The sequence below is a fragment of the Clostridium sardiniense genome, assembly GCF_016907995.1.
Classification (GTDB): Bacteria; Bacillota; Clostridia; order Clostridiales; family Clostridiaceae; genus Clostridium; species Clostridium sardiniense.
Map to the genome: position 1 here is coordinate 63,249 of NZ_JAFBDA010000011.1, position 22,724 is coordinate 85,972.

A 22,724-nucleotide genomic window follows, 5' to 3' on the forward strand; every position below is an offset into this window, starting at 1 on the left:
TACCTAGTATGATAAACTGAACTAGTATTACGAATTTGTTAAAAAATTAAAAGGATTTTGAATAGTCTAACAAATGGCAATATAAATCTGAAATTCGTTAGATATCAAGGAGGATTTTTAATGTCATCATTACTTAATAAAGCGAGAAAATTAAACAAAATATTACAGAAATCGGGCACTGAAGCAGTAGCATTTGAGGATATCTGTGAACTTTTAAGCGATGTATTAGCCTGCAACGTTTACATTGTTAGTAAAAGAGGTAAGGTTATAGGACATAGTTTTTCAGAAAATTTTGAATGTGCAATAATGAAAGAAAAAGTAGTCTATGAAAAAAGATTTCCAAACGAATACAATGAAAAGTTATTAAGGGTAACAGAAACACTATCAAACTTACCTAATAAAGGTGAATGTGTATTTGATGGAATTGGAAAGTGTGATATGTCAGACAAGCTTTCAACAATTGTTCCTATAATAGGAAATAGAGAAAGACTTGGTACACTTCTTTTAGCTAGATTTGGAGAATCATTTACAGATGATGATTTAGTTCTTTGTGAATATAGTGCAACAATTGTTGGAATGGAAATGTTAAGAGCTAAACAAGAAGAATTAGCTGAAGAGACAAGAAAGAAAGCAGTTGTTCAATTAGCTATAGGAACTCTTTCATATTCAGAGTTAGAAGCTGTAGAACATATTTTTAATGAACTTGGAGGTACTGAAGGTTTACTTGTAGCATCAAAGATTGCAGATAAAGTTGGAATAACAAGAAGCGTAATTGTAAATGCGTTAAGAAAATTTGAAAGTGCTGGAGTAATTGAATCAAGATCATTAGGGATGAAGGGAACTCATATTAGAATACTAAACGATAAATTATTAGATGAATTAAAAAAGATAAAATAAGCAATAGTAACGAGTGATTGATAAATTTCAATCACTCGTATATTTTTAGTGAAAAATATAAAAAAAATAAATTTATGTTGATAGAAAAAAAAGCTTATGTTATACTATCATAGGTAACAAAATACGCACATTATCGGGTTTGCAAGATAGGTGCCTTTGATTATAAGGTTTCTTGTAATTACAACGATAGTGGAGGAAAAAACCAGGAGGTAACAAAATGTCAGTTATATCAATGAAACAATTATTAGAAGCTGGTGTACATTTCGGACACCAAACTAGAAGATGGAACCCTAAGATGGCTCCTTATATCTTCACAGAAAGAAACGGAATCTATATAATAGATTTACAAAAAACAGTTAAGAAGGCTGAAGAAGCTTACAACTTCTTAAGAGAAGTTTCAGAAGAAGGAAAAGAAATACTTTTCGTTGGAACTAAGAAGCAAGCTCAAGAAGCTATCAAAGAAGAAGCAATAAGATCAAACATGCACTTCGTTAACAATAGATGGTTAGGTGGAATGTTAACAAACTTCAAAACTATCAGAACAAGAATTAAGAGATTAGAAGATTTAGAAAGAATGCAAGAAGATGGAACATTCGACGTTCTTCCTAAGAAAGAAGTTATCAAATTAAAAGGCGAAATGGAAAAGCTTGAAAAGAATCTTGGCGGAATCAAGAACTTAGATTCAAGAAATATTGGAGCTATGTTCGTAGTTGATCCAAGAAAAGAAAAGAACGCTATTTCAGAAGCTAAGATATTAGGAATTCCAGTAGTAGCTATCGTAGATACTAACTGTGATCCAGAAGAAGTTGACTACGTAATCCCAGGTAATGATGATGCTATAAGAGCGGTTAAATTAATAGCTGCTAAGATGGCTGATGCTATTATCGAAGGAAGACAAGGTGAACAAATAGCTGAATAATATCAGAAGTATAAAAGGTAGGTGGAGAGATTCTTCATTTACCTTTTACCCTAAATGGTAAGGGTTACTTTTTTTAAAATAAGGAGGAATTGAATATGATTACTGCAAAATCAGTTAAAGAATTAAGAGATAAGACTGGCGCAGGTATGATGGACTGCAAAAAGGCTTTAACAGAAACTAACGGAGACGTAGAAAAGGCTGTTGAAGTATTAAGAGAAAAAGGATTAGCTGCTGCTGCTAAGAAAGCTGGAAGAGTTGCTGCTGAAGGAATAGTTAAGACTTTCGTATCAGAAGATAACAAGAAAGCTTCAATAGTAGAAGTAAACTGTGAAACAGATTTCGTTGCTGCTAATGAAGAATTCGTAGGTTTTGCTGAAAATGTAGCAGAATTAGTTGCTAACACTTCAGTTGAAACTGTAGAAGAATTATTAAATGAAAAATTAGGAGATGCTACTGTACAAGAAACTCTTACAGCTTTAGTTGCTAAGCTTGGAGAAAACATGACAGTTAGAAGATTTGAAAGATTATCATTAGATAATGGTGCTATCGAAAGCTATATCCACGGTGGCGGAAGAATCGGAGTTTTAGTTGAAGTTTCAACTGAAGGTGATGCTAACGTAGCTAAAGAAGTAGCTAAAGAAGTTTGTATGCAAGTTGCTGCTGCAAATCCATTATTCTTAAATAGAAATTCAGTAGATCAAGAAGCTTTAGAAAAAGAAAAAGAAATCTACAGAGTTCAAGCTTTAAACGAAGGAAAACCAGAAAAAATCGTTGAAAAAATGGTTATGGGAAGAATCCAAAAGTACTTCAAAGAAGTTTGTTTAGTTGACCAAGTATGGGTTAAAGACGGAGACAAGACAATAACTAAGTTATTAGAAGAAAAGTCAAAAGAAGCAGGTGCTCCAATGACTATAACAAAGTTTGTTAGATTTGAAAGAGGCGAAGGTATCGAAAAGAAAGAAGAAAACTTTGCTGAAGAAGTTGCAAGACAAATGGGTAAATAGTAACCTACAAAAGAGAACACCTTGTGTTCTCTTTTTTTAAAAATTAATATGAATATTTTGGAGGGATTATAATGGCAGATTGTAAATATAATAGAGTAATACTAAAATTATCTGGTGAAGCTCTTGCTGGAACTAATGGATTTGGAATAGATTTTACTGTTGCAACAAGAATAGCTTTAGAAATAAAGCAATTAGTAGATTCAGGTGTTGAAGTTGGATGCGTAGTAGGCGGCGGAAACATCTGGAGAGGTAGAAGCGGAGAAGGAATGGATAGAACTACTGCAGATTATATGGGTATGATGGCTACATGTATTAATGCATTAGCGCTTCAAGATTCACTAGAACAAGTAGGCGTAGATACTAGAGTTTTAACTGCTATTGAAATGAAGGAAGTTGCAGAACCATTTATAAGAAGAAGAGCTATGAGACATTTAGAAAAGGGAAGAGTTGTTATTTTTGCAGCTGGAACTGGTAATCCATACTTCTCAACTGATACAACAGCAGCACTTAGAGCGGCAGAAATAGAAGCTGATGTAATTCTTTTAGCTAAAAAAGTTGATGGTGTTTATGATAAGGACCCTCATAAGTATTCAGATGCAACAAAATATGATAAACTATCATATATAGAAGTTTTAGAACAAGGATTACAAGTAATGGATTCTACTGCAACTTCTTTATGTATGGATAATAATATTCCTATATTAGTATTTGGTTTAGACGAACCAGGTAATATTCAAAAAGCTATTTCAGGTCAAGAAATAGGTACATTAGTTTCAAAATAAAAGGAGGATATTTATGAGTAAAAACATTCTTAAAAATGCTGAAGAAAAAATGACAAAAACAATAAGTGTTTTAGAAGTTGATTTATCAACTATGAAAGCTGGTAGAGCTAATCCTACAATGCTTGATAGAGTTCAAGTTGAATATTATGGAAGCATGTGTCCAATAACACAAGTAGCCAATGTATCAGCTCCAGAACCAAGAGTTCTTCAAATAACTCCTTGGGAACAAACATTGTTAAAAGATATAGAAAAAGCTATACTTACTTCAGATTTAGGATTAAATCCTTCAAATGATGGATCAGTTATCAGATTAGTAATACCAGAGTTAACAGAGGAAACTAGAAAAAATTTAGTTAAAAATGTTAAAAAGGCTGGAGAGGACTCAAAAGTTGCTTTAAGATCAATTAGAAGAGATTCTAATGATAAGATAAAAGCCTTAAAGAAGGATGGAGAGCTTAGCGAAGACGAAGTTAAAAAAGCTGAAGATAATATTCAAAAGGTTACAGATAAATTTGTCAAAGAAGTAGATAAATTAATAGAAGCAAAAGAAAAAGAGATAATGTCAATCTAGTTAAACAAAAAACCTGCTCTTTAGCAGGTTTTTTATATAAAGAAAAAAGTGGGGAGGAGAACTCATGCTTAAGTTTTTTAAAGGGGAACAGATTACAGAAAATGAAGAAATAAGCCTTGATATGGATAATATTCCGAGACATATTGCAATAATAATGGATGGAAATGGAAGATGGGCTAAGAAAAGAAAGCTCCCAAGAACTATGGGGCATAAAGCTGGAGTTGAAACAATTCGTAGAGTATTAAAAGAAGCAGATAAGCTTGGCGTTAAATATATGACACTTTATGCTTTTTCAACGGAAAATTGGAAAAGACCGAAAGATGAAGTTAATTCTTTAATGAAGTTATTAATACAATACCTAAGACAAGAAATTAATGAGCTACATAAAAATGGCGTTAAAATAAATGTATTAGGCGATATGTCTAAATTGCCTAAAGAGTGTCAAGAAGAGATAGAGAAATCTGTTCTTAAGACAGAAAATAATACAGGTATAACAATGAATATAGCTTTAAATTATGGTGGAAGAGATGAAATATTAAGAGCTGTAAAATCAATTTCAGAAGATGTATCAAAGGGAATAATAAAATCTTCTGAAATTGATGATACTATTTTTGAAAGTTATTTATATACAAAAGGTGTGCCAGATCCAGATATAATCATTAGACCTTCCGGAGAACAAAGATTAAGTAATTTTCTACTTTGGCAATGTGCTTATTCTGAATTTTGGTATTCGGATATTTGTTGGCCAGATTTTAAGGAATCAGATCTTCATAGAGCAATTTATGATTTTCAAAAAAGAGATAGAAGGTTTGGCGGCGTAAAATAAAAAGAAATAAGGTGGTTTTTAAGTGAAATCAAATAATAGATATCTCGGTGCTTTAATTATTGCTCCTTTTATTATATTTGTATTTTTAGGTGGTGCATGGTTAGAAGGTCTTACAATTGTGTTATCAGCCTTAGGATTACATGAATTTTATAATGCATTAAAGCAAAAAGAATTTAATCCTATCTCTATTGTAGGATACTTACTTTTAATTGGGTATTATATTTTAAATAATGATTTAGGATTACTAACATACTTAGTTGTATTTGCAACATTTATACTTTTAATAATTCCAGTTATAAACCTAAAATATACATTTATAGATGTTGCTATAACATTACTTGGATTTTTGTATGTAGGAGTATTATTTAGTTTTTTACATTTAGTAAATATTAAATTTGGTGGACAGTATTTAGTTTGGCTTATATTTATAGGATCCTGGATGACAGATACTTCAGCTTATTATGCTGGAAGATTCTTTGGAAAACATAAATTATGTCCTAAAGTTAGTCCTAAGAAAACTATTGAGGGTTCAATTGGTGGTATGCTTGGAGCTACTATATTTTGCGGAATATTTGGAATAGTAGTATCTAAGTATGTATATATAATGCCTTTATATCACTACTTTATAATAGGGGCATTATGTGGAGTATTTAGTCAATTGGGAGATTTGGTAGCTTCTTCTGTAAAGAGATATGTTGGAATAAAAGATTATAGTAATTTAATACCAGGACATGGTGGAATATTAGATAGATTTGATAGTATACTTTTCTCAGGTCTTGTAGTGTTTTATTATTTAACTTTTATAGTATGTATATAGTGAAAGAGTTCTAAAAGAAAAACTTTTAGGACTCTTTTATTTTATAATTCAAGATTACTTTATGACTTTTATTCTATTTCTTAATGTAATATTTAATTTAGTTATGAGCCTTAGAAAAATTCTAAGGTTTTTTTTATTGCATATAAATATAGAATAAAGGGGGGGGAAGAAGTGAAGTTGAAGGAAGATCATAAAAAACTTATAGAAGCACTTGTATTATTATTAATTATATTTGTATTTGTAGTTTTAATTAGAAGTTATTTTAAGCCCTTTCTTTGGATTGTAATAATATTTATATTAAGTAGTCCTTTATATAATATTTTTACTAAGCTTAAGATAGGTAAAAAGATATCAGCGACATTAAGTTTGCTTGTTTTAAATATCTCTGTAATATTAATAATTTACTATTTAGGAAGGAATATATTCGATTTAGTAAATAATATATATAACAGCAATATAAACATGATTAATGAACTTTTAAATGAATTTAATACAATACTAGAGAGTATACTTGGAAACGTAGATATAAGTAGTGAGGCTATGAATTTATTTCATCCTAGAGTTTTAACGGAGGGAGCGTTAACTACAGGTGAAGGGATAATAAGTTATTTTATAGGTAATGTATGTTCATTTTTTATACTAGTAGACAAGGAGAAAATTATATATTATATGAATAGACTTGTTCCACAAAATGCTCTTAGGAGAATTAATAATGGTGGAAAGAACATAAAAAGTATTATATCAATACAAGCAATACTTATCTTAATATCCACACTTATAATAATTATAGGATTTATGATACTTGGAATAAAAAATTCCTTTATTTTAGGAGTGATTTGTGGTATTTTAGATTTACTTCCATATGTAGGAACAATAATTGTATTTATACCAATTATAATATACAATATTATAGTAAAAGATTATCTTATAGCTTTTGGATTAATATGTCTTTATCTATTAGTCCAAATTGTAAGAGAAATATTAGAAGCAAAATTGTTAAGCAATAAATTTAATGTGCATCCTTTAATAATATTTCTTTCTATATATATTGGTATAAAGGTTTTTGGTATGATTGGAATTTTTATAGGACCTTTATATAGTATGATGGTTAGAGATATTTTTTGCGAGGACTAGATAGATACGGAGGAAGAGAAAATGAAAAATATTTCAATACTAGGTGCCACAGGCTCTATAGGTACTCAAACTTTAGATGTGATTAGAAAATCTAAAGAGATAAACTTGATAGGGGTAACTGCTAACACTTCTGTAGAGAATGTTAAAGATATAATAGATGAATTTTATCCTAAATATGTAGGAATGATGGATGAAAAATCAAAAGAAGAAATAGATAGATATGTAGAAGAAAAGGGATTAAACATAAAAGTATTATTTGGTATAGAGGGCCTTAAGAAAATAGCTTCACTTGATGAAATTGACACAGTAGTGACATCAGTTGTTGGTATGATTGGTCTTGAGCCTACAATTGAAGCCATAAAGAAGAAAAAAGATATTGCTCTTGCAAATAAAGAAACATTAGTTGTTGCTGGAGAGCTTGTAATGAATGAGGCTAAAAAGTATGGAGTTAAAATACTTCCAGTAGACTCAGAACATAGTGCAATATTCCAAAGTTTAAGGGGTAATGATTTAAGCACATTAAAAAAGATAATTTTAACTGCTTCAGGTGGTCCTTTTAGAGGAAAGAAAAAAGAAGATTTGGTTAATACATCATTAGAAGAAGCTTTAAATCATCCAAATTGGAGTATGGGAAGAAAAATAACTATAGATTCATCGACTTTAATGAATAAGGGACTTGAAGTTATTGAAGCACACTGGTTATTTGATTGTGATTATGATGATATACAAGTATTAGTTCATCCTCAAAGTATAGTACACTCAATGGTTGAATATTCAGATAACAGTATAATAGCGCAACTTGGATCAGCCGATATGAGACTTCCTATTCAATATGCTCTTAATTATCCAGATAGAAAAGAAGCTATTGCAAATGGAATAGACTTTTATGAAATATCAAAGCTTACATTTGAAAAGCCTGATATGGATACATTTAAGTGTTTAAAACTTGCTTTTGAGGCAGGAAAGCAAGGGAAACTTATGCCAACTATTTTAAACGGTGCAAATGAGGAAGTTGTCCAATTATTTTTAGATAACAAGATTTCATATCTTCAAATTGGAGATATAATTGAACATTGTATGGAACATTTTAAAGAGGAAGGGAAAAAAGAAGTAACTTTAGAAAATGTAATTTCACTAGACAAAAAAGTTAAGGAATATGTGAGAGAAAATTATAGCTAGGAGGAAACTTAATGTACATTGTATATGCTGTAATAGCATTTGGACTACTTATAATAGTTCATGAATTTGGTCATTTTATACTTGCAAAGATAAATGGGGTAAAGGTAGAAGAGTTTTCGATAGGTATGGGTCCTAAGATATTTTCTATTGATGGTAAAGAAACTAAATATTCATTAGGTATATTGCCTATAGGTGGGTATGTAAAAATGCTTGGAGAAGAGGAAGATGTTCAAGATGAAAGAAGTTTTTCATCTAAATCTCCTTTTAGAAGGATTACAATTATTTTAGCAGGTGCTATAATGAATTTAATTCTTGCAATAGTAATATTTACTGCGTTTTTACATCACTTTGGATATACATTACCAAAGGTTAATTCAGTAATTGATAACAGTCCAGCTTATGAAGCGGGAATAAAACCAGGAGATGAATTTAAAAAAATTGATGGTCAAAGAATATTTGCGCCAGATGATATTTCAATTGGTATAAATCTTGCAAAGGGTAATCCGGTTAATTTAGAAGTTGATAGAAATGGAGAAATGCTTAATTTTACTGTTAAGCCTGAATATAATGAAAAAGAAAAAAGGAATATGATAGGATTTGCTTTTGAAACAGTTAAAAATCCATCAATATTAGATAGTTTTAAAGAAAGTTTCAATCAAACAGCATCACTAGTAAATCAAACATTTAAAGGACTTAAAATGATATTTACTGGAAAAGCAGACTTAAAGACAGATGTAGGTGGTCCTGTAACTATAATAAAATTATCAGGCGCAGCTGCAAAAGCTGGTATATGGAATCTTTTATATTTTACAGCGTTTATAAGTGTAAACCTTGCTGTATTTAATTTATTACCATTCCCTGCATTAGATGGAGGGTGGACAGTATTACTTTTAATTGAGCTTATTACAAAAAGAAAGGTTCCAGATAAGATAGTAGGTGCTTTAAATTTCGCAGGTTTTGCACTACTTATGGGACTTATGCTTTTAGTTACAGTTAAGGATATATTGTTCCCAATAAATTTTTAGGAGAGTAAAATGATGGAGAGAAAAATCACAAGAATTGTTAAAGTTGGAGGGATAGAAATTGGTGGTGAAGCACCTGTTATTATCCAATCAATGACCAATACAGATACAAGAGATGTAAATAAAACTTTAGAACAAATAGATAAATTAGTAAAGGCAGGATGCCAGATTATAAGATGTGCTGTTCCGGATATGGAAGCTTGTGATGCACTGAAGGAAATTACAGAAAAATCACCAGTTCCAATAGTTGCAGACATTCATTTTGATTATAGATTAGCCCTTAAAGCTATTGATAATGGAGTAGCTAAACTTAGAATAAACCCTGGGAATATAGGAAACTATGAAAGGGTAAAAGCTGTAGTTGAAAAAGCAAAAGAAAAAAATATTCCTATAAGAATTGGAGTGAATTCAGGATCTTTAGAGAAAGATATTTTAGAAAGAGATGGAAAACCAACCGCTAAAGGACTAGTTGAAAGTGCATTAAGACATGTTAAAATATTAGAAGATTTAAATTTCTATGATATAGTTATTTCAATAAAATCTTCTAATGTACCTATGATGATAGAAAGTTATAGATTAATGAGTGAAAAATGTAATTATCCACTACATTTAGGAGTAACAGAATCAGGTACAGTATTTAAAGGGACAATAAAATCAAGTATAGGAATTGGAACTCTTTTAGCAGAGGGGATTGGAAATACTATTAGAGTATCATTAACTTCAGATCCAATTGAAGAAATAAAAGTTGCTAAAGAAATACTTAAAGCATTAGACTACACAAAGGAAGGGATAGAGTTTGTATCATGTCCTACTTGTGGAAGAACAGAAATAAATTTAATAAAAATAGCAGAAGAAGTAGAAGAAAGACTTAAAGATACTAATAAAAATATTAAAGTTGCTGTAATGGGATGTGTGGTTAATGGTCCTGGAGAAGCAAGAGAAGCTGATATTGGTATTGCTGGAGGAAAAGGTGTTGGCATAATATTTAAGAAAGGCCAAATAATAAAGAAGGTAAAAGAAGAAGAATTAGTTGATGAACTTATAAAGGAAATAGAATCTTTATAAGATTTATATGTAATTTGCCCCCAAAAAATTTAATTTATTTTGGGGGCTAATATTTTTAAAATGGAGGTAATCCTTTGAGCGAAGAGTTCATTAAAAAAATTAATAAAGAAATAAATAAAAATGAAGATTTAGAAGATAAGGAAATAAAGTTAAATAGATTTCAATTTTATAGAAAAAGCAATGTATTAAAAGTAGTAATAAAGTGTAAAGATAATTTAATTCAAAGTGAAGAGGATTGGATAAAGAAATTAATATCTACAAATTTAGGACTAAATATAAAAGTAGAACTATTAGTTTATAAGGATGTAGAAGATGCAAGTATAGATGATATATTAACAAAATATTGGTCTGATGTTGTTCTAGATATAGTTAGAAAAAATCCACTATCAAAAAATGTTTTATATTCTAAACATAAAGATATCAAAGAAGATAACATAATAATTAGATATGGAAGTGAAGCTATTGTAAACCATCTAAAAAAGAAGGATATAGAGAGAAAAGTAGCTGCTCAAATACATGATATATTTGGAAGAAGAATAAGGATTGAATTAAAATATGATAATTCTTTAGAAGATACAAATTATGAAGAGAATAAAGCAAAAGAAAATAAAAAGATAGTTGATGATGTACTTCAAGGTAGAATAGTTCAAGGTAATCCATCAGGGGATAGTTCTGATAAGAAAGAGAAGAAAGAAAGAAAAGAAGCACCAAAGAAACAACAAAATGAAGGATATCAAAAATATAAAAGAGAACCTAAAGGTGAAAATACTATTTTAGGTAGAAATATAAGTCAAGAAGCTATGAATATATGTGATATTGATGAGACGTCAGGATATGTTGCTATAATTGGAGAAGTATTTAAAACTGAGATAATTGAAACTAGAACTGGTAAAAGTATTCTTACATTCTTTATAACTGATTATACAAGTTCAATTACAGTTAAATGTTTCTTGAAAGAAAAAGATAAAGAAGAAGTTTTAGAAAATGTCAAGAAGGGCTTATATTGCAAGGTAAGGGGAGAGGCTATATACGATACCTATGCCAGAGAAGTAGTAATAATGGGTAGAGATATAGTAAAAATGAAAAAAATAGAAAGAATGGATGGAGCGGAAGATAAGAGAGTTGAACTTCATTTACATACTAATATGAGTACTATGGATGGAATGGTATCTGCAAGCAAGTTAATAGAAAGAGCAGCAAAATGGGGACATAAAGCCATTGCTATAACAGACCATGGTGTAGTTCAATCCTTTCCAGATGCACAAAGTGCTTCAAAGAAATTTGGTATAAAAATTCTTTATGGAGTTGAGGGATATTTAGTTGATGATGGTATACCAGTAGCGCTTCATGAAAGAGGAGAATCTTTAGATGATTCATATGTTGTTTTTGATTTAGAGACAACAGGATTTTCAGCTAAGAATGATAAGATAATAGAAATTGGTGCAGTTAAAATACAAAATGAGAAAATAGTGGATAGATTTAGTGAGTTTGTAAATCCGGAGAGAAATATACCATATAAGATTACAGAGCTTACTGGAATATCAGATGATATGGTAACAAATAGTGAAACTATAGAAAATATACTTCCTAGATTTTTAGAATTTTGCAGTGGAAGCGTATTAGTTGCACATAATGCAGGCTTTGACACAGGATTTATTAAAAATAATTGTAGAAGAATGGGATTAGGCTTTGATTTTACAATTGTTGATACTGTTCCTTTAGCAAGATTTTTATACCCAGAACTTAAAAAAGTAAAACTAAATATAGTTGCAAAACATTTAGGGATATCCCTTGAAAATCATCACAGAGCTGTAGATGATGCAAAGGCAACAGCAGATATTTTGCTAGTTTGTTTTAAAAAATTAAGAGAAGAAAAAGAAATATATACCTTAAGTAAGTTAAATGAAGGGTTTTTATCAAATATAGATATAAAAAGACAACCAGCTTATCATATAATAATTTTAGCTAAAACTCAGGAAGGGCTTAAAAATTTATATAAGTTAGTATCAGAAGCTCATCTTGAGAATTTCTTTAAAAGTGCAAGAACTAAAAAAAGTAGACTTCAGGAAATGAGAGATGGACTTATAATAGGCTCTGCTTGTGAAGCAGGTGAAGTATATAGAGCTATATTAGATGGTAGAAGCGATGAAGAAGTTATGAAGGTTTGTGAATTTTATGATTATTTAGAGATTCAACCTATAGCTAATAATAATTTCTTAATAGAAAAGGGAAATGTTAAAGATGAAGATGAATTAAGAGAAATAAATAGAAAAATATATAATATAGGTAAAAAACTTAATAAGCCTGTGGTTGCAACTGGAGATGTACATTTCTTAGAACCTGAAGATGAATCCTTTAGAAGAATAATAATGGCTGGTAAGGGGTTTAAAGATGCCGATAATCAACCACCATTATATTTAAAAACTACAGATGAAATGCTAAAAGAATTTTCATATTTAGGTGAAAATGAAGCAAAAGAAGTTGTTATAGTAAATCCTAATAATATAGCAAATGAAATTGAATCTATAAAACCTATTCCTGACGAGACATTTCCACCTAAGATTGAAGGTGCAGAAGAAGAAATCAGAAATATGGTTATGACAAAAGTTCATTCAATTTATGGAGAAACCTTGCCAGAAGTTATTCAAAAGAGATTAGATAAAGAGTTAAACTCTATCATAAATAATGGATATGCAGTTCTTTACCTTATTGCACAAAAGCTTGTTGCGAAATCTCTTGAAGATGGATATCTTGTTGGTTCAAGAGGATCAGTTGGATCTTCTTTTGTAGCTACAATGTCAGATATAACAGAGGTTAATGGACTTCCACCTCACTATGTATGTCCAAATTGTAAAAAATCAGAATTCTTTTTAGATGGATCTATAAGTTCAGGTGCAGATTTACCACCAAAAGACTGTCCGGAATGTGGTGCTCATTATATAAGAGATGGCCATGATATTCCATTTGAAACTTTCTTAGGGTTTGAAGGTGATAAAGAACCAGATATTGACCTTAATTTCTCAGGTGAATATCAAGGTGTTGTCCATAAGTATTGTGAAGTACTTTTCGGTAAAGGATATGTATTCAAGGCTGGTACAATAGGTACAGTTGCAGAAAAGACTGCATATGGATATGTTAGAAAATATTTAGATGAAAGAGATATAAGAGTTTCTAGTGCAGAAATTGAAAGATTAACAATTGGATGTACAGGAATAAAAAGAACATCAGGACAACATCCAGGTGGTATAATGGTTGTTCCAAGTGATAATGAGATTTATAACTTTACACCAATACAGCATCCAGCTGACGATAATGATACTGATATAATTACTACTCACTTTGATTACCATTCAATAAGCGGTAGACTTTTAAAACTTGATATACTGGGTCATGATGATCCTACTGTTCTTAGAATGCTTCAAGACTTAACAGGTCTTGATCCAAAAACAATACCTCTTAATGATGAGAAAGTACTTAGTCTATTTGTAAAACCTGATGCTCTTGGTGTTACAAAAGAGGAGTTAGAGTGTGAAGTTGGAAGTTATGGATTACCTGAGTTTGGTACTAAGTTCGTTCGTCAGATGCTAGTTGACACACAACCTAAGAGTTTTGCTGATTTAGTAAGAATATCAGGGTTATCACATGGTACTGATGTATGGCTTAATAATGCTCAATATTTCATAAAAGAAGGATACACAACATTAAAAGATTGTATAGCAACGAGAGATGATATTATGGTTTATTTAATGTATCAAGGTGTACCACCAAAGAGTTCCTTTACTATAATGGAAAAAGTAAGAAAAGGAAAGGGACTTACAGAAGATGATGAAAAATTAATGAGAGAAAATAAAGTTCCTGATTGGTACATTGAATCTTGTAAGAGAATAAAATACATGTTCCCTAAAGGTCATGCTGTTGCATATGTAATGATGGCAGTAAGAATTGCATACTATAAGGTATATTATCCAGAAGCTTATTATGCTACATATTTTACAGTAAGAGCAGATGATTTTGATGCTGATCTTATATGTAAAGGTGAAGGTGCAATTCATGAGAAACTTCATGAACTTTATGATCTTGGTAATGCAGTAAGTACAAAGGAAAAAGGAACTATAACTTCCCTTGAAATGGCATTTGAAATGTATAAGAGAGGCTTTAAATTCTTAAAGGTAGACCTTTATAAGTCAGAAGCTACTAAGTTTATTATTGAAGAAGAAGGATTAAGACCTCCGATAAATGCGCTTCAAGGAGTTGGAGATAATGCAGCTAAAGCAATTGTTGAAGCTAGAAAAGATGGAGAGTTTATATCAAAGGAAGATTTAAGACTTAGATCTAAAATTACAAAAACAGCAGTTGAAACATTGAATAATCATGGATGTTTAGAGGGGATGTCTGAAACAAATCAGTTATCATTGTTCTAAATATAATAGATATATATGTAATTTATTCAAATATACTTGAAAAAAAACAGGTTGTATGTTAGAATTTAAATTGATGATTATTACTAATAGCTAGATTAAAGGAGTGGGGAAATTATTTACCCGCTCTTTCTGTTTAAAGCGCAACTTCTTAGTTGCGTTTTTACTTAAAATAGATTTTAAGTTATTTGGGAATAATAAATTTATGAAAATTGAATATTGAAAAGGAGGGTAACATATGAAAAAAGATGCCTTAATAGAAAAATTAGAAGAGTTAGTTATGCCAATAACTGATGAATTAGGTTATGAATTATATCATGTAGAGTTTGTAAAAGAAGATGGAGAAAATTATTTAAGAATATATATAGACAATAAAGAAGGCATTACACTTACTGATTGCGAAAAGGTTTCAAGAAGAGTTAGTGAAATGCTAGATGAAGAAGATCCAATTTCTACATCATACTTCCTAGAACTTTCTTCACCAGGTATAAACAGAGGTTTATTTAAAGAAGAACATTTTAAGAAGGCTGTAGGAAGCGAAGTTTTTATAAGATTTACTGGTTCATTAAATGGACGTAAGAACATAAAAGGTATATTAAAATCTTATGAAGGTGACTTTATAGAAGTCCAAGGTGAAGAATTAGTTAAAGTACCAATGGATAAAATAAAAAAAGCTAACTTAGAAGGGGAATTATAAAAGGAGGATAAGGACATGAACGAAGAGTTTATAGGTGCTCTTAAAGAGATAGTTAAAGAAAAAGGAATAAGTGAAGATTTAATATTTACAACAATTGAAGATGCAATGGTTGCAGCTTATAAAAAGAATTATGCAAACCAATACACTTCAGCTCAAAATGTTAAAGTTACAATTAACAGAGAGAGTGGAGAAATTGGAGTATATGCTCAAAAAGTTGTTGTAGACGAAGTATATGATGAAGTAACAGAAATAAGCTTAGAAGAGGCTAAGGAAATAAATCCTAAGTATGAAGTAGATGATGTTGTTGATATGGAAGTTACACCTAGAAACTTTGGAAGAGTAGCAGCACAACTTGCAAAACAAGTAGTTACACAAAGAATTAAAGAAGCTGAAAGAAATATAGTGTATAATGAATACAAGGAAAAAGAATTTGATATAATAACTGGTACAATTCTTAGAAAAGATAAAGGCTTAGTTTTTGTTAACCTTGGAAAACTTGAAGGTGTTATAGGACCTAATGAACAAATGAAGGGTGAAGAATATAATTTCAATGAAAAATTAAAATTATATATAGTTGAAGTTAAAAATGCTTCAAAGGGAGCACAAATTCATGTTTCAAGAACACATCCAGGATTAGTTAAGAGATTATTTGAACTTGAAGTTCCAGAAATATATGAAGGAATAGTTGAAATAAAGAGTATCTCAAGAGAAGCTGGTTCAAGAAGTAAAATAGCAGTTTACTCAAATGATGAATCTGTAGATGCTATGGGTGCTTGTGTAGGACCTAAGGGTGTAAGAGTTCAAAGTATAGTAAATGAACTTAAAAATGAAAAGATAGACATAATAAAGTGGAGTAAGGATTCAGCAGAATTTATAGCAAATTCTTTAAGTCCTGCAAAAGTTTTAAGTGTTACAGTTAATGAAGAAGAAAAGTCAGCTAAAGTTGTTGTTGATGATGGCCAACTTTCACTTGCAATTGGTAAGGAAGGTCAAAATGTTAGATTAGCAGCAAAACTTACTAATTGGAAGATAGATATTAAAAGCAAATCACAAGCATTACAAGAAGAGGAAGAAGTTGTAGCTGAAGAAGTAATAGAAAACATAGATTCAGAAGAAATATCAGAATAAGAGAGGTGTTTTTCATGAAAACTAAAAAGATACCTTTAAGAATGTGTACTGGATGTATGGAGATGAAGCCTAAGAATGAACTTATTAGAGTAGTTAAATCAAAAGAGGGCGATGTCTCAGTTGATTTAACAGGAAAGAAGTCAGGAAGAGGTGCATATGTCTGCAAATCAAAAGATTGCTTAGCAAAGTCTTTTAAGACGAGAAGACTAAGCAGAAATCTTGATGTGCAAATAAGCGAAGAAATATATGACAGACTAAGGGAAGAGATGGATGATGAGTAAATTTTTCAATTTTCTAGGCTTAGCTAAAAGATCAGGTAACCTAGTTGAGGGTTATAGCAAATGTAATGAATTAAGAAATAAAAAGAGAATGTATCTATTTGTTATTTCAAAAGATGCATCAGAATCAACAAAAAATAAATTTAAAAAACATTGTAATGAAAAGCAAATACCATGTATTGAAGATTTCTCTAAAGAGGATTTAGGCATTGGCATAGGAAAAGATGAAATAAAGATTCTGGCTGTGCAAGATAAGAATATGGCTAAAAAGTTAATAGCTCTTTACGAGGAGGAAAATATATGTAGAAATTAATCGGGGGTGACTGTATGTCAAAAATTAGAGTACATGAATTAGCAAAAGAATTAGGTATAAGTTCAAAGGAACTAATTGATTTATTAATGGATGAGTTCAACATAGAAGTCAAAAATCATATGAGCGTAATAGAAGACGAGGATGCAGAACTTATAAAGGAACTTTTAGGTAACATAACACCTGGAGATAATGTAGTAGAAGTCTACGAAAAAATCGCAGATGAGGAAGTTAATAAAGGACCTAAGAAAAGAAAGAAGTTTAAAAAAGGTGATGACGCTGAAGATGATTCAGAAGAAACTGAAGCAACAACAATTGAAGTTGGTGAAACTATAACAGTTAAGGAATTGGCAGAAAAGTTAAACAAACCAACAGCAGATGTTATTAAGACACTTATATTTACAGGGGTTATGGCAGGCATAAACCAAGAAATAGACTTTGAGACTGCTGAAAAAGTTTGTGAAAAATATGAAGTTTTAATAGAAAAGAAAGAAGAGTCAGCTGAACTTGATGTAGTTGAAGTTGAAGAAGATAGTGAAGAGAATCTTCAAAAGAGACCACCAATTATAACAGTAATGGGTCACGTTGACCACGGTAAGACATCTTTATTAGATGCTATAAGAAAAGCTAAGGTTACTGCGACTGAAGCAGGAGGAATAACTCAACATATAGGTGCTTATACTGTTAATGTAAATGGAGAGGAAATTACTTTCTTAGATACTCCAGGACATGAAGCTTTCACAGCGATGAGAGCAAGAGGAGCACAAATAACTGATGTAGTTATTTTAGTTGTTGCTGCAGATGATGGTATAATGCCACAAACAAAAGAAGCTATAAATCACTGTAAAGCTGCTGGAGTGCCTATGGTTGTTGCAATAAACAAAATTGACAGACCAAATGCAAACATTGATAGAGTTAAACAAGAATTAACAGAACATGGTTTAGTAGCAGAAGACTGGGGTGGAGATACAGTTTGTGTTCCAGTTTCAGCAAAGCAAGGTGAAGGAATAGATACTTTACTTGAAATGGTACTTTTAACTTCAGAAATGTTAGAATTAAAAGCTAATCCAGATAGAAAAGCAAAAGGTACTGTAATAGAAGCTAAACTTGATAAAGGCAGAGGTGCAGTTGCAAGTTTACTTGTTCAAAATGGTACACTACATGTTGGAGATTCAATATTAGTTGGAGCAACTTACGGAAGAATAAGAGCTATGTTTGATGATACAGGTAAAAAGATAAAATCAGCAGGCCCATCAATACCAGTTGAAATATTAGGACTTTCAGAAGTACCAGCTGCAGGAGATAGATTTAATCAAGTTAAAGATGAAAAAACTGCAAGAAATATGGCTGAAATCAGAAAAGAAAAAGATAAAACTGATAGCCTAAATGCTAGACATAGAGTTTCACTTGAAGATCTATACAGCCAAATAAAAGAAGGTACTGTAAAAGAACTTGATATAGTTGTAAAAGCAGACGTTCAGGGGTCAGTTGAAGCTATAAGACAATCACTTGAAAAATTATCAACAGATGATGTTAAGGTAAGAGTAATACACGGTGGTGTTGGAGCAATAACAGAAACAGATATATCATTAGCAACTGCATCAAATGCTATAGTAATAGGATTTAACGTAAGACCTGATTCAAATTCAGTCGCAGCAGCTGAAAGAGACGGCGTAGATGTTAAGACTTACAGAATAATCTATGATGCAATAGAAGATGTTAAATCAGCTATGATAGGAATGCTTGAACCTGAATACAAAGAAGTTATTTTAGGTAAAGCAGAAGTTAGAGAAACTTACAAAATATCAAGTGTAGGAACAATAGCTGGATGCTATGTATTAGATGGAAAAATTACGAGAAATTCAGACATAAGAGTAATTAGAGATGGTATTGTAGTGTTTGAATCAACTTTAGCTTCATTAAAGAGATTTAAAGATGATGCTAAGGAAGTTAGAAGCGGATATGAATGTGGTTTAAGCGTTGAGAAATTTAACGACCTTAAAGAAGGAGATATCATAGAAGCATACACTATGGAAGCCATTGTAAGAAAAGAACTTTAATTTTTAAGAGGTGATATAGATGGCTAATTATAGAGGTGGAAGAATAAACGAAGAAGTTAAAAAAGTAGTAAGTACCTTAATTCAAAATGAAATAAAAGATCCAAGATTAACTGCTATGATTTCTGTAACAGCAGTTGAAGTTACTAGGGATCTAGGTTATGCTAAAGTATTTGTAAGTATATTTGCAAATAGTGAAGAAGAAAAAGAAAATAACTTAAAGGCATTAAAGGGTGCAAGTAGCTTTATTAGAAGAGAAGTTGGGCGTAAGGTGAAATTAAGAGTTACTCCTCAAATAATTTTTGAATTAGATGAATCAATTGATTATGGAATGAAAATTGATGGACTAATAAGAAAATCTAAGGAGCAATAAAATGGCACTTAAAGATATAAAAAAAATTATCATTGAGGCTAATAAAATTGGAATTACTTTTCATACTTCACCAGATGGAGATGCAATTGGAAGTGCATTAGGACTTCTTAATGGATTAAGAGAACTTGGAAAAGATGTATATATAATTTCAAAAGATAAAATTTCTGAAAATCTTGCATTTCTTCCATATTCAGAAGAAGTAACTGGAGAAACAATAGATCCTAAAGAAGGTACTGATTTAGTTATAGTACTAGATTGTGGTAATGTTGAAAGAATTTCAGCAAATCTTTCAGGATTTTCTGGAATGGTAATTAATATAGACCACCATGTATCTAATGATAGATATGGGTTTATAAATTATATTGATACTACAGCGGCAGCTACGGCTGAAATAGTATTCTTATTATTAAAAGAAATGGGATATGAATTCTCTGTTAAGGAAGAAATATTAGAGAGAATAGGAAGATGTCTTTACACTTCATTAGTTACAGACACAGGATCATTTAGGCATTCTAACGTTACGAAAAGAACACATGAGATTGCAGGTATGCTAATTGGAGTTGGAGTTGACAATTCTAAGATATACAATAGTTTATTTGATAATAGAAATATAAATAAATTAAATCTTATGGGATATGCCTTCCAAAATGCTAAACTTTATTTTGATGGTAAAGTTGTAGTTACAGTTTTAGATAATGACTCTCTTAAAAAATTTGATGCTGAAAAAGAAGATACATCTGATATAATTGGAAATCTTTTAAGTATTAAAACAGTTGAAGTTGCAGTTCTATTAAAGGAAGTTGAAGAAGGTATTAAAGCAAGTCTTAGATCAAAATATGATTTTGATGTTAGAAAGATTGCTGAGACATTTGGTGGTGGTGGACACCCAAAAGCTTCAGGACTTATGCAAAGAGGAGTTATGCTTCAAATTGCAAAAGATAATATTTTAAAAGCTATTGAAAGAGAGATAGACCTATGCAAGGAGTAATAAATGTTTTTAAAAATTCTGGAATGACATCTTTTGATGTGGTTAGAAAAATTAAAAAAATTGCTCGTGAAAGAAAAGTTGGTCATACTGGGACATTAGATCCGGAAGCATTTGGAGTGCTTCCGGTATGTCTAGGTAAAGCTACTAAAATAATAGATTATATTATGACAGCGCCTAAAACATATAAGGTAATATTTTCTTTAGGTTTTAAGACAACAACATATGATCTAGAGGGGGAGGTTCTTGACAGAAAGGATATTTCTCATCTTAATGAAAATGAAATTTTAGAAGTTATTAACTCTTTCAAAGGTACATATAGTCAGATTCCACCGATGTATTCAGCACTCAAAAAAGATGGAGTTAGACTCTATGAACTAGCAAGAAAAGGCATTGAAATTGAGAGAGAAGGTAGAAATATAACAATTTTTGATATAAAAGATGTTAGTATGAATCTTCCGGAAATTACAATGACAGTAACTTGCTCAAAGGGAACGTATATAAGAAGTTTGTGTTATGATATCGGAGAAAAGCTTAATGTATACGGAACTATGGTTAATTTAAGAAGAACAGCTACTTCGATTTTTAAAGAAGAAGATAGTGTAAATATAGATTTGTTGACAGAAGATAATATTGAAGAATATTTAATACCTATTGAGGATGCTTTAGAGGCGTATCCTAAAACAATAATAAATAATAAATTTAGAAATCTTCTTATAAATGGTGCAAGAGTTTATGATAGGAGATTACTAAAGGATAATATTGAAAATAATATATTGTATAGGGTTTATGATGAAGACAATATTTTCATTGGTCTTGGCATTAAAGATAAAGATGGGTTTAAGTTAGAAAAGTTATTAATGTAGCTTAGGAGAAGACTAAAACGATATGAAGGTAGTGGATGGAAAAATAACTAACAAAAATGATGAGTACTATGTTGCACTTGGAAGTTTTGATGGTTTACATAAAGGACATTTATCATTAATTCATAAGTGTATAGAACTTGCAAAAGAAACTAATTCTAAAAGTATGGTATTTACATTTAGTAATCATCCAAGAACAGTTATAAATCCAAGTATAAAAATGAAGTATCTGATGGATAATATAGAAAAAGTAGATATTTTAAAAAAAGAGGGGATAGATAAAGTTGTTCTTAGAAAATTTAATAAAGAATTTATGGAACTATCACCAGAAGGTTTTATAAAAAGACTTTGCAATGATTACAATATTAAAGGTATAGTTGTTGGATTTAACTATAGATTTGGATATAAAAATTTAGGAGATACCAATCTTTTAAGAGAACTATCAATAAAGTATAACTATAAACTAGAAGTAATAGCACCTTTATTACATAATGAAGATGTTGTAAGTAGTACTAGAATTAGAAATGCTTTGAAAGATGGAGAAATTAGTGAGGCTAATAAAATGTTAACTAGAGCTTATAGTTTAAGTGGAATAGTTGAATATGGCAGACAGATTGGAAGGACTATTGGATTCCCAACTGCAAATCTAAAATTTGGAGAAGAAAAAATCATTCCAAATACTGGTGTATACTATACAAATGTTAGATGGGAAAATAATATTTATAAAGGAATAACTTCTGTTGGAAGTAATCCAACCGTAAATGGTAAGAGGTTAACAGTTGAAACATTTATATTAGATTTTCATCAGGATATTTATGATGATGAAATAGTAGTATACTTTATAGAAAAAATTAGGAATGAAAAAAGATTTGATTCTATTGATTGTTTAAAAGAGCAATTAAAAAAGGATGAAGAATATGCGAAATCAAAAGAATTAGCTGTTATTATATAAATATTATTTACAACATTACATTGTTTTGTTATAATAATAGCGGAAACCTAGTCCTATGTTCTAAGGTGCCATCTTATTACATGGAACTAAGGGGATATTTTACGGAGGTGTAATTATGGAAAAGGCAAGAAAGCAAGAAATAATTAAAGAATTTGGAAGAAGTGAACACGATACAGGATCAGCAGAAGTTCAAATCGCATTATTAAGCGAAAGAATTAATGAGTTAACTGGACATTTAAAAGTTCACAAGAAAGACCACCACTCAAGAAGAGGACTATTAATGATGGTTGGACAAAGAAGAGGTCTTTTAAATTACTTAGCAAAGCAAGATATCGAAAGATACAGAGCTATAATTAAAAAATTAGGTTTAAGAAGATAGCTTAGAGCGGTTAAAACCGCTCTATTATTTTAAAGTCGTTAGAAAAATTTGTAAATGGAAACGAAAGG

Annotated in this window: 22 protein-coding genes; all 22 read left to right on the plus strand. The window is 30.5% G+C overall.

Annotated elements, in window-relative coordinates; genetic code table 11:
* The first annotated feature begins 120 nt into the window (after window positions 1–120).
* Window positions 121–897 carry a GTP-sensing pleiotropic transcriptional regulator CodY gene (gene codY, locus JOC62_RS10755; protein ID WP_204595274.1) on the plus strand — a complete coding sequence of 259 codons (777 nt, stop codon included), beginning with the start codon at window positions 121–123 and terminating at the stop codon, window positions 895–897.
* Between the two features lie 217 nt (window positions 898–1,114).
* Window positions 1,115–1,816: a 30S ribosomal protein S2 gene (gene rpsB, locus JOC62_RS10760; RefSeq protein ID WP_204595275.1), complete on the plus strand. Its 702-nt coding sequence runs from the start codon at window positions 1,115–1,117 to the stop codon at window positions 1,814–1,816.
* A 95-nt stretch (window positions 1,817–1,911) separates the two neighbouring features.
* Entirely contained in the window at window positions 1,912–2,820 is a 909-nt protein-coding gene (gene tsf / locus JOC62_RS10765; RefSeq protein WP_204595276.1) for a translation elongation factor Ts, read from the plus strand.
* A gap of 71 nt (window positions 2,821–2,891) precedes the next feature.
* Entirely contained in the window at window positions 2,892–3,602 is a 711-nt protein-coding gene (gene pyrH / locus JOC62_RS10770; RefSeq protein ID WP_204595277.1) for a UMP kinase, read from the plus strand.
* Window positions 3,603–3,615: 13 nt separating this feature from the next.
* Window positions 3,616–4,173: a ribosome recycling factor gene (frr, locus tag JOC62_RS10775; RefSeq protein WP_204595278.1), complete on the plus strand. Its 558-nt coding sequence runs from the start codon at window positions 3,616–3,618 to the stop codon at window positions 4,171–4,173.
* A gap of 64 nt (window positions 4,174–4,237) precedes the next feature.
* Window positions 4,238–4,999 (plus strand): isoprenyl transferase, encoded by a 762-nt coding sequence (locus JOC62_RS10780; protein ID WP_204595279.1) that lies wholly within the window; start codon window positions 4,238–4,240, stop codon window positions 4,997–4,999.
* Window positions 5,000–5,021: 22 nt separating this feature from the next.
* Window positions 5,022–5,816 carry a phosphatidate cytidylyltransferase gene (locus JOC62_RS10785; protein WP_204595280.1) on the plus strand — a complete coding sequence of 265 codons (795 nt, stop codon included), beginning with the start codon at window positions 5,022–5,024 and terminating at the stop codon, window positions 5,814–5,816.
* 171 nt (window positions 5,817–5,987) lie between these two features.
* Window positions 5,988–6,950, plus strand: coding sequence for an AI-2E family transporter (locus JOC62_RS10790; protein WP_204595281.1), 963 nt, complete (start codon window positions 5,988–5,990; stop codon window positions 6,948–6,950).
* Window positions 6,951–6,971: 21 nt separating this feature from the next.
* Window positions 6,972–8,129 carry a 1-deoxy-D-xylulose-5-phosphate reductoisomerase gene (dxr, locus tag JOC62_RS10795; RefSeq protein ID WP_204595282.1) on the plus strand — a complete coding sequence of 386 codons (1,158 nt, stop codon included), beginning with the start codon at window positions 6,972–6,974 and terminating at the stop codon, window positions 8,127–8,129.
* A gap of 11 nt (window positions 8,130–8,140) precedes the next feature.
* Window positions 8,141–9,154, plus strand: coding sequence for an RIP metalloprotease RseP (rseP, locus tag JOC62_RS10800; RefSeq protein ID WP_204595283.1), 1,014 nt, complete (start codon window positions 8,141–8,143; stop codon window positions 9,152–9,154).
* Between the two features lie 12 nt (window positions 9,155–9,166).
* A complete protein-coding gene (ispG, locus tag JOC62_RS10805) occupies window positions 9,167–10,216 on the plus strand; it encodes a flavodoxin-dependent (E)-4-hydroxy-3-methylbut-2-enyl-diphosphate synthase (RefSeq protein ID WP_204595330.1) in 1,050 nt (349 codons plus the stop codon).
* Window positions 10,217–10,290: 74 nt separating this feature from the next.
* Window positions 10,291–14,637, plus strand: coding sequence for a PolC-type DNA polymerase III (locus JOC62_RS10810; RefSeq protein ID WP_204595284.1), 4,347 nt, complete (start codon window positions 10,291–10,293; stop codon window positions 14,635–14,637).
* A 235-nt stretch (window positions 14,638–14,872) separates the two neighbouring features.
* Entirely contained in the window at window positions 14,873–15,331 is a 459-nt protein-coding gene (rimP, locus tag JOC62_RS10815) for a ribosome maturation factor RimP (protein ID WP_204595285.1), read from the plus strand.
* A 15-nt stretch (window positions 15,332–15,346) separates the two neighbouring features.
* Window positions 15,347–16,459 carry a transcription termination factor NusA gene (gene nusA, locus JOC62_RS10820; protein WP_204595286.1) on the plus strand — a complete coding sequence of 371 codons (1,113 nt, stop codon included), beginning with the start codon at window positions 15,347–15,349 and terminating at the stop codon, window positions 16,457–16,459.
* A 14-nt stretch (window positions 16,460–16,473) separates the two neighbouring features.
* Complete coding sequence (rnpM, locus tag JOC62_RS10825) at window positions 16,474–16,740, plus strand: RNase P modulator RnpM (RefSeq protein ID WP_204595287.1); 267 nt, start codon at window positions 16,474–16,476, stop codon at window positions 16,738–16,740.
* Entirely contained in the window at window positions 16,733–17,050 is a 318-nt protein-coding gene (locus tag JOC62_RS10830) for a ribosomal L7Ae/L30e/S12e/Gadd45 family protein (protein ID WP_204595331.1), read from the plus strand. Before rnpM ends, JOC62_RS10830 begins: the two co-directional genes overlap by 8 nt.
* 14 nt (window positions 17,051–17,064) lie before the next feature.
* The gene (gene infB, locus JOC62_RS10835) at window positions 17,065–19,107 is read left to right on the plus strand and encodes a translation initiation factor IF-2 (RefSeq protein ID WP_204595288.1); all 2,043 of its coding nucleotides are present in this window, start codon (window positions 17,065–17,067) and stop codon (window positions 19,105–19,107) included.
* Window positions 19,108–19,126: 19 nt separating this feature from the next.
* On the plus strand, window positions 19,127–19,477 hold the full coding sequence (gene rbfA, locus JOC62_RS10840; protein ID WP_204595289.1) for a 30S ribosome-binding factor RbfA: 351 nt from the start codon (window positions 19,127–19,129) through the stop codon (window positions 19,475–19,477).
* Between the two features lies 1 nt (window position 19,478).
* Window positions 19,479–20,465: a DHH family phosphoesterase gene (locus tag JOC62_RS10845; RefSeq protein ID WP_204595290.1), complete on the plus strand. Its 987-nt coding sequence runs from the start codon at window positions 19,479–19,481 to the stop codon at window positions 20,463–20,465.
* Window positions 20,453–21,328 (plus strand): tRNA pseudouridine(55) synthase TruB, encoded by an 876-nt coding sequence (gene truB, locus JOC62_RS10850; protein WP_204595291.1) that lies wholly within the window; start codon window positions 20,453–20,455, stop codon window positions 21,326–21,328. Before JOC62_RS10845 ends, truB begins: the two co-directional genes overlap by 13 nt.
* Window positions 21,329–21,350: 22 nt before the next feature.
* On the plus strand, window positions 21,351–22,277 hold the full coding sequence (locus JOC62_RS10855) for a bifunctional riboflavin kinase/FAD synthetase (protein WP_204595292.1): 927 nt from the start codon (window positions 21,351–21,353) through the stop codon (window positions 22,275–22,277).
* A 115-nt stretch (window positions 22,278–22,392) separates the two neighbouring features.
* Entirely contained in the window at window positions 22,393–22,656 is a 264-nt protein-coding gene (rpsO, locus tag JOC62_RS10860) for a 30S ribosomal protein S15 (RefSeq protein WP_045725674.1), read from the plus strand.
* Window positions 22,657–22,724 lie beyond the last annotated feature (68 nt).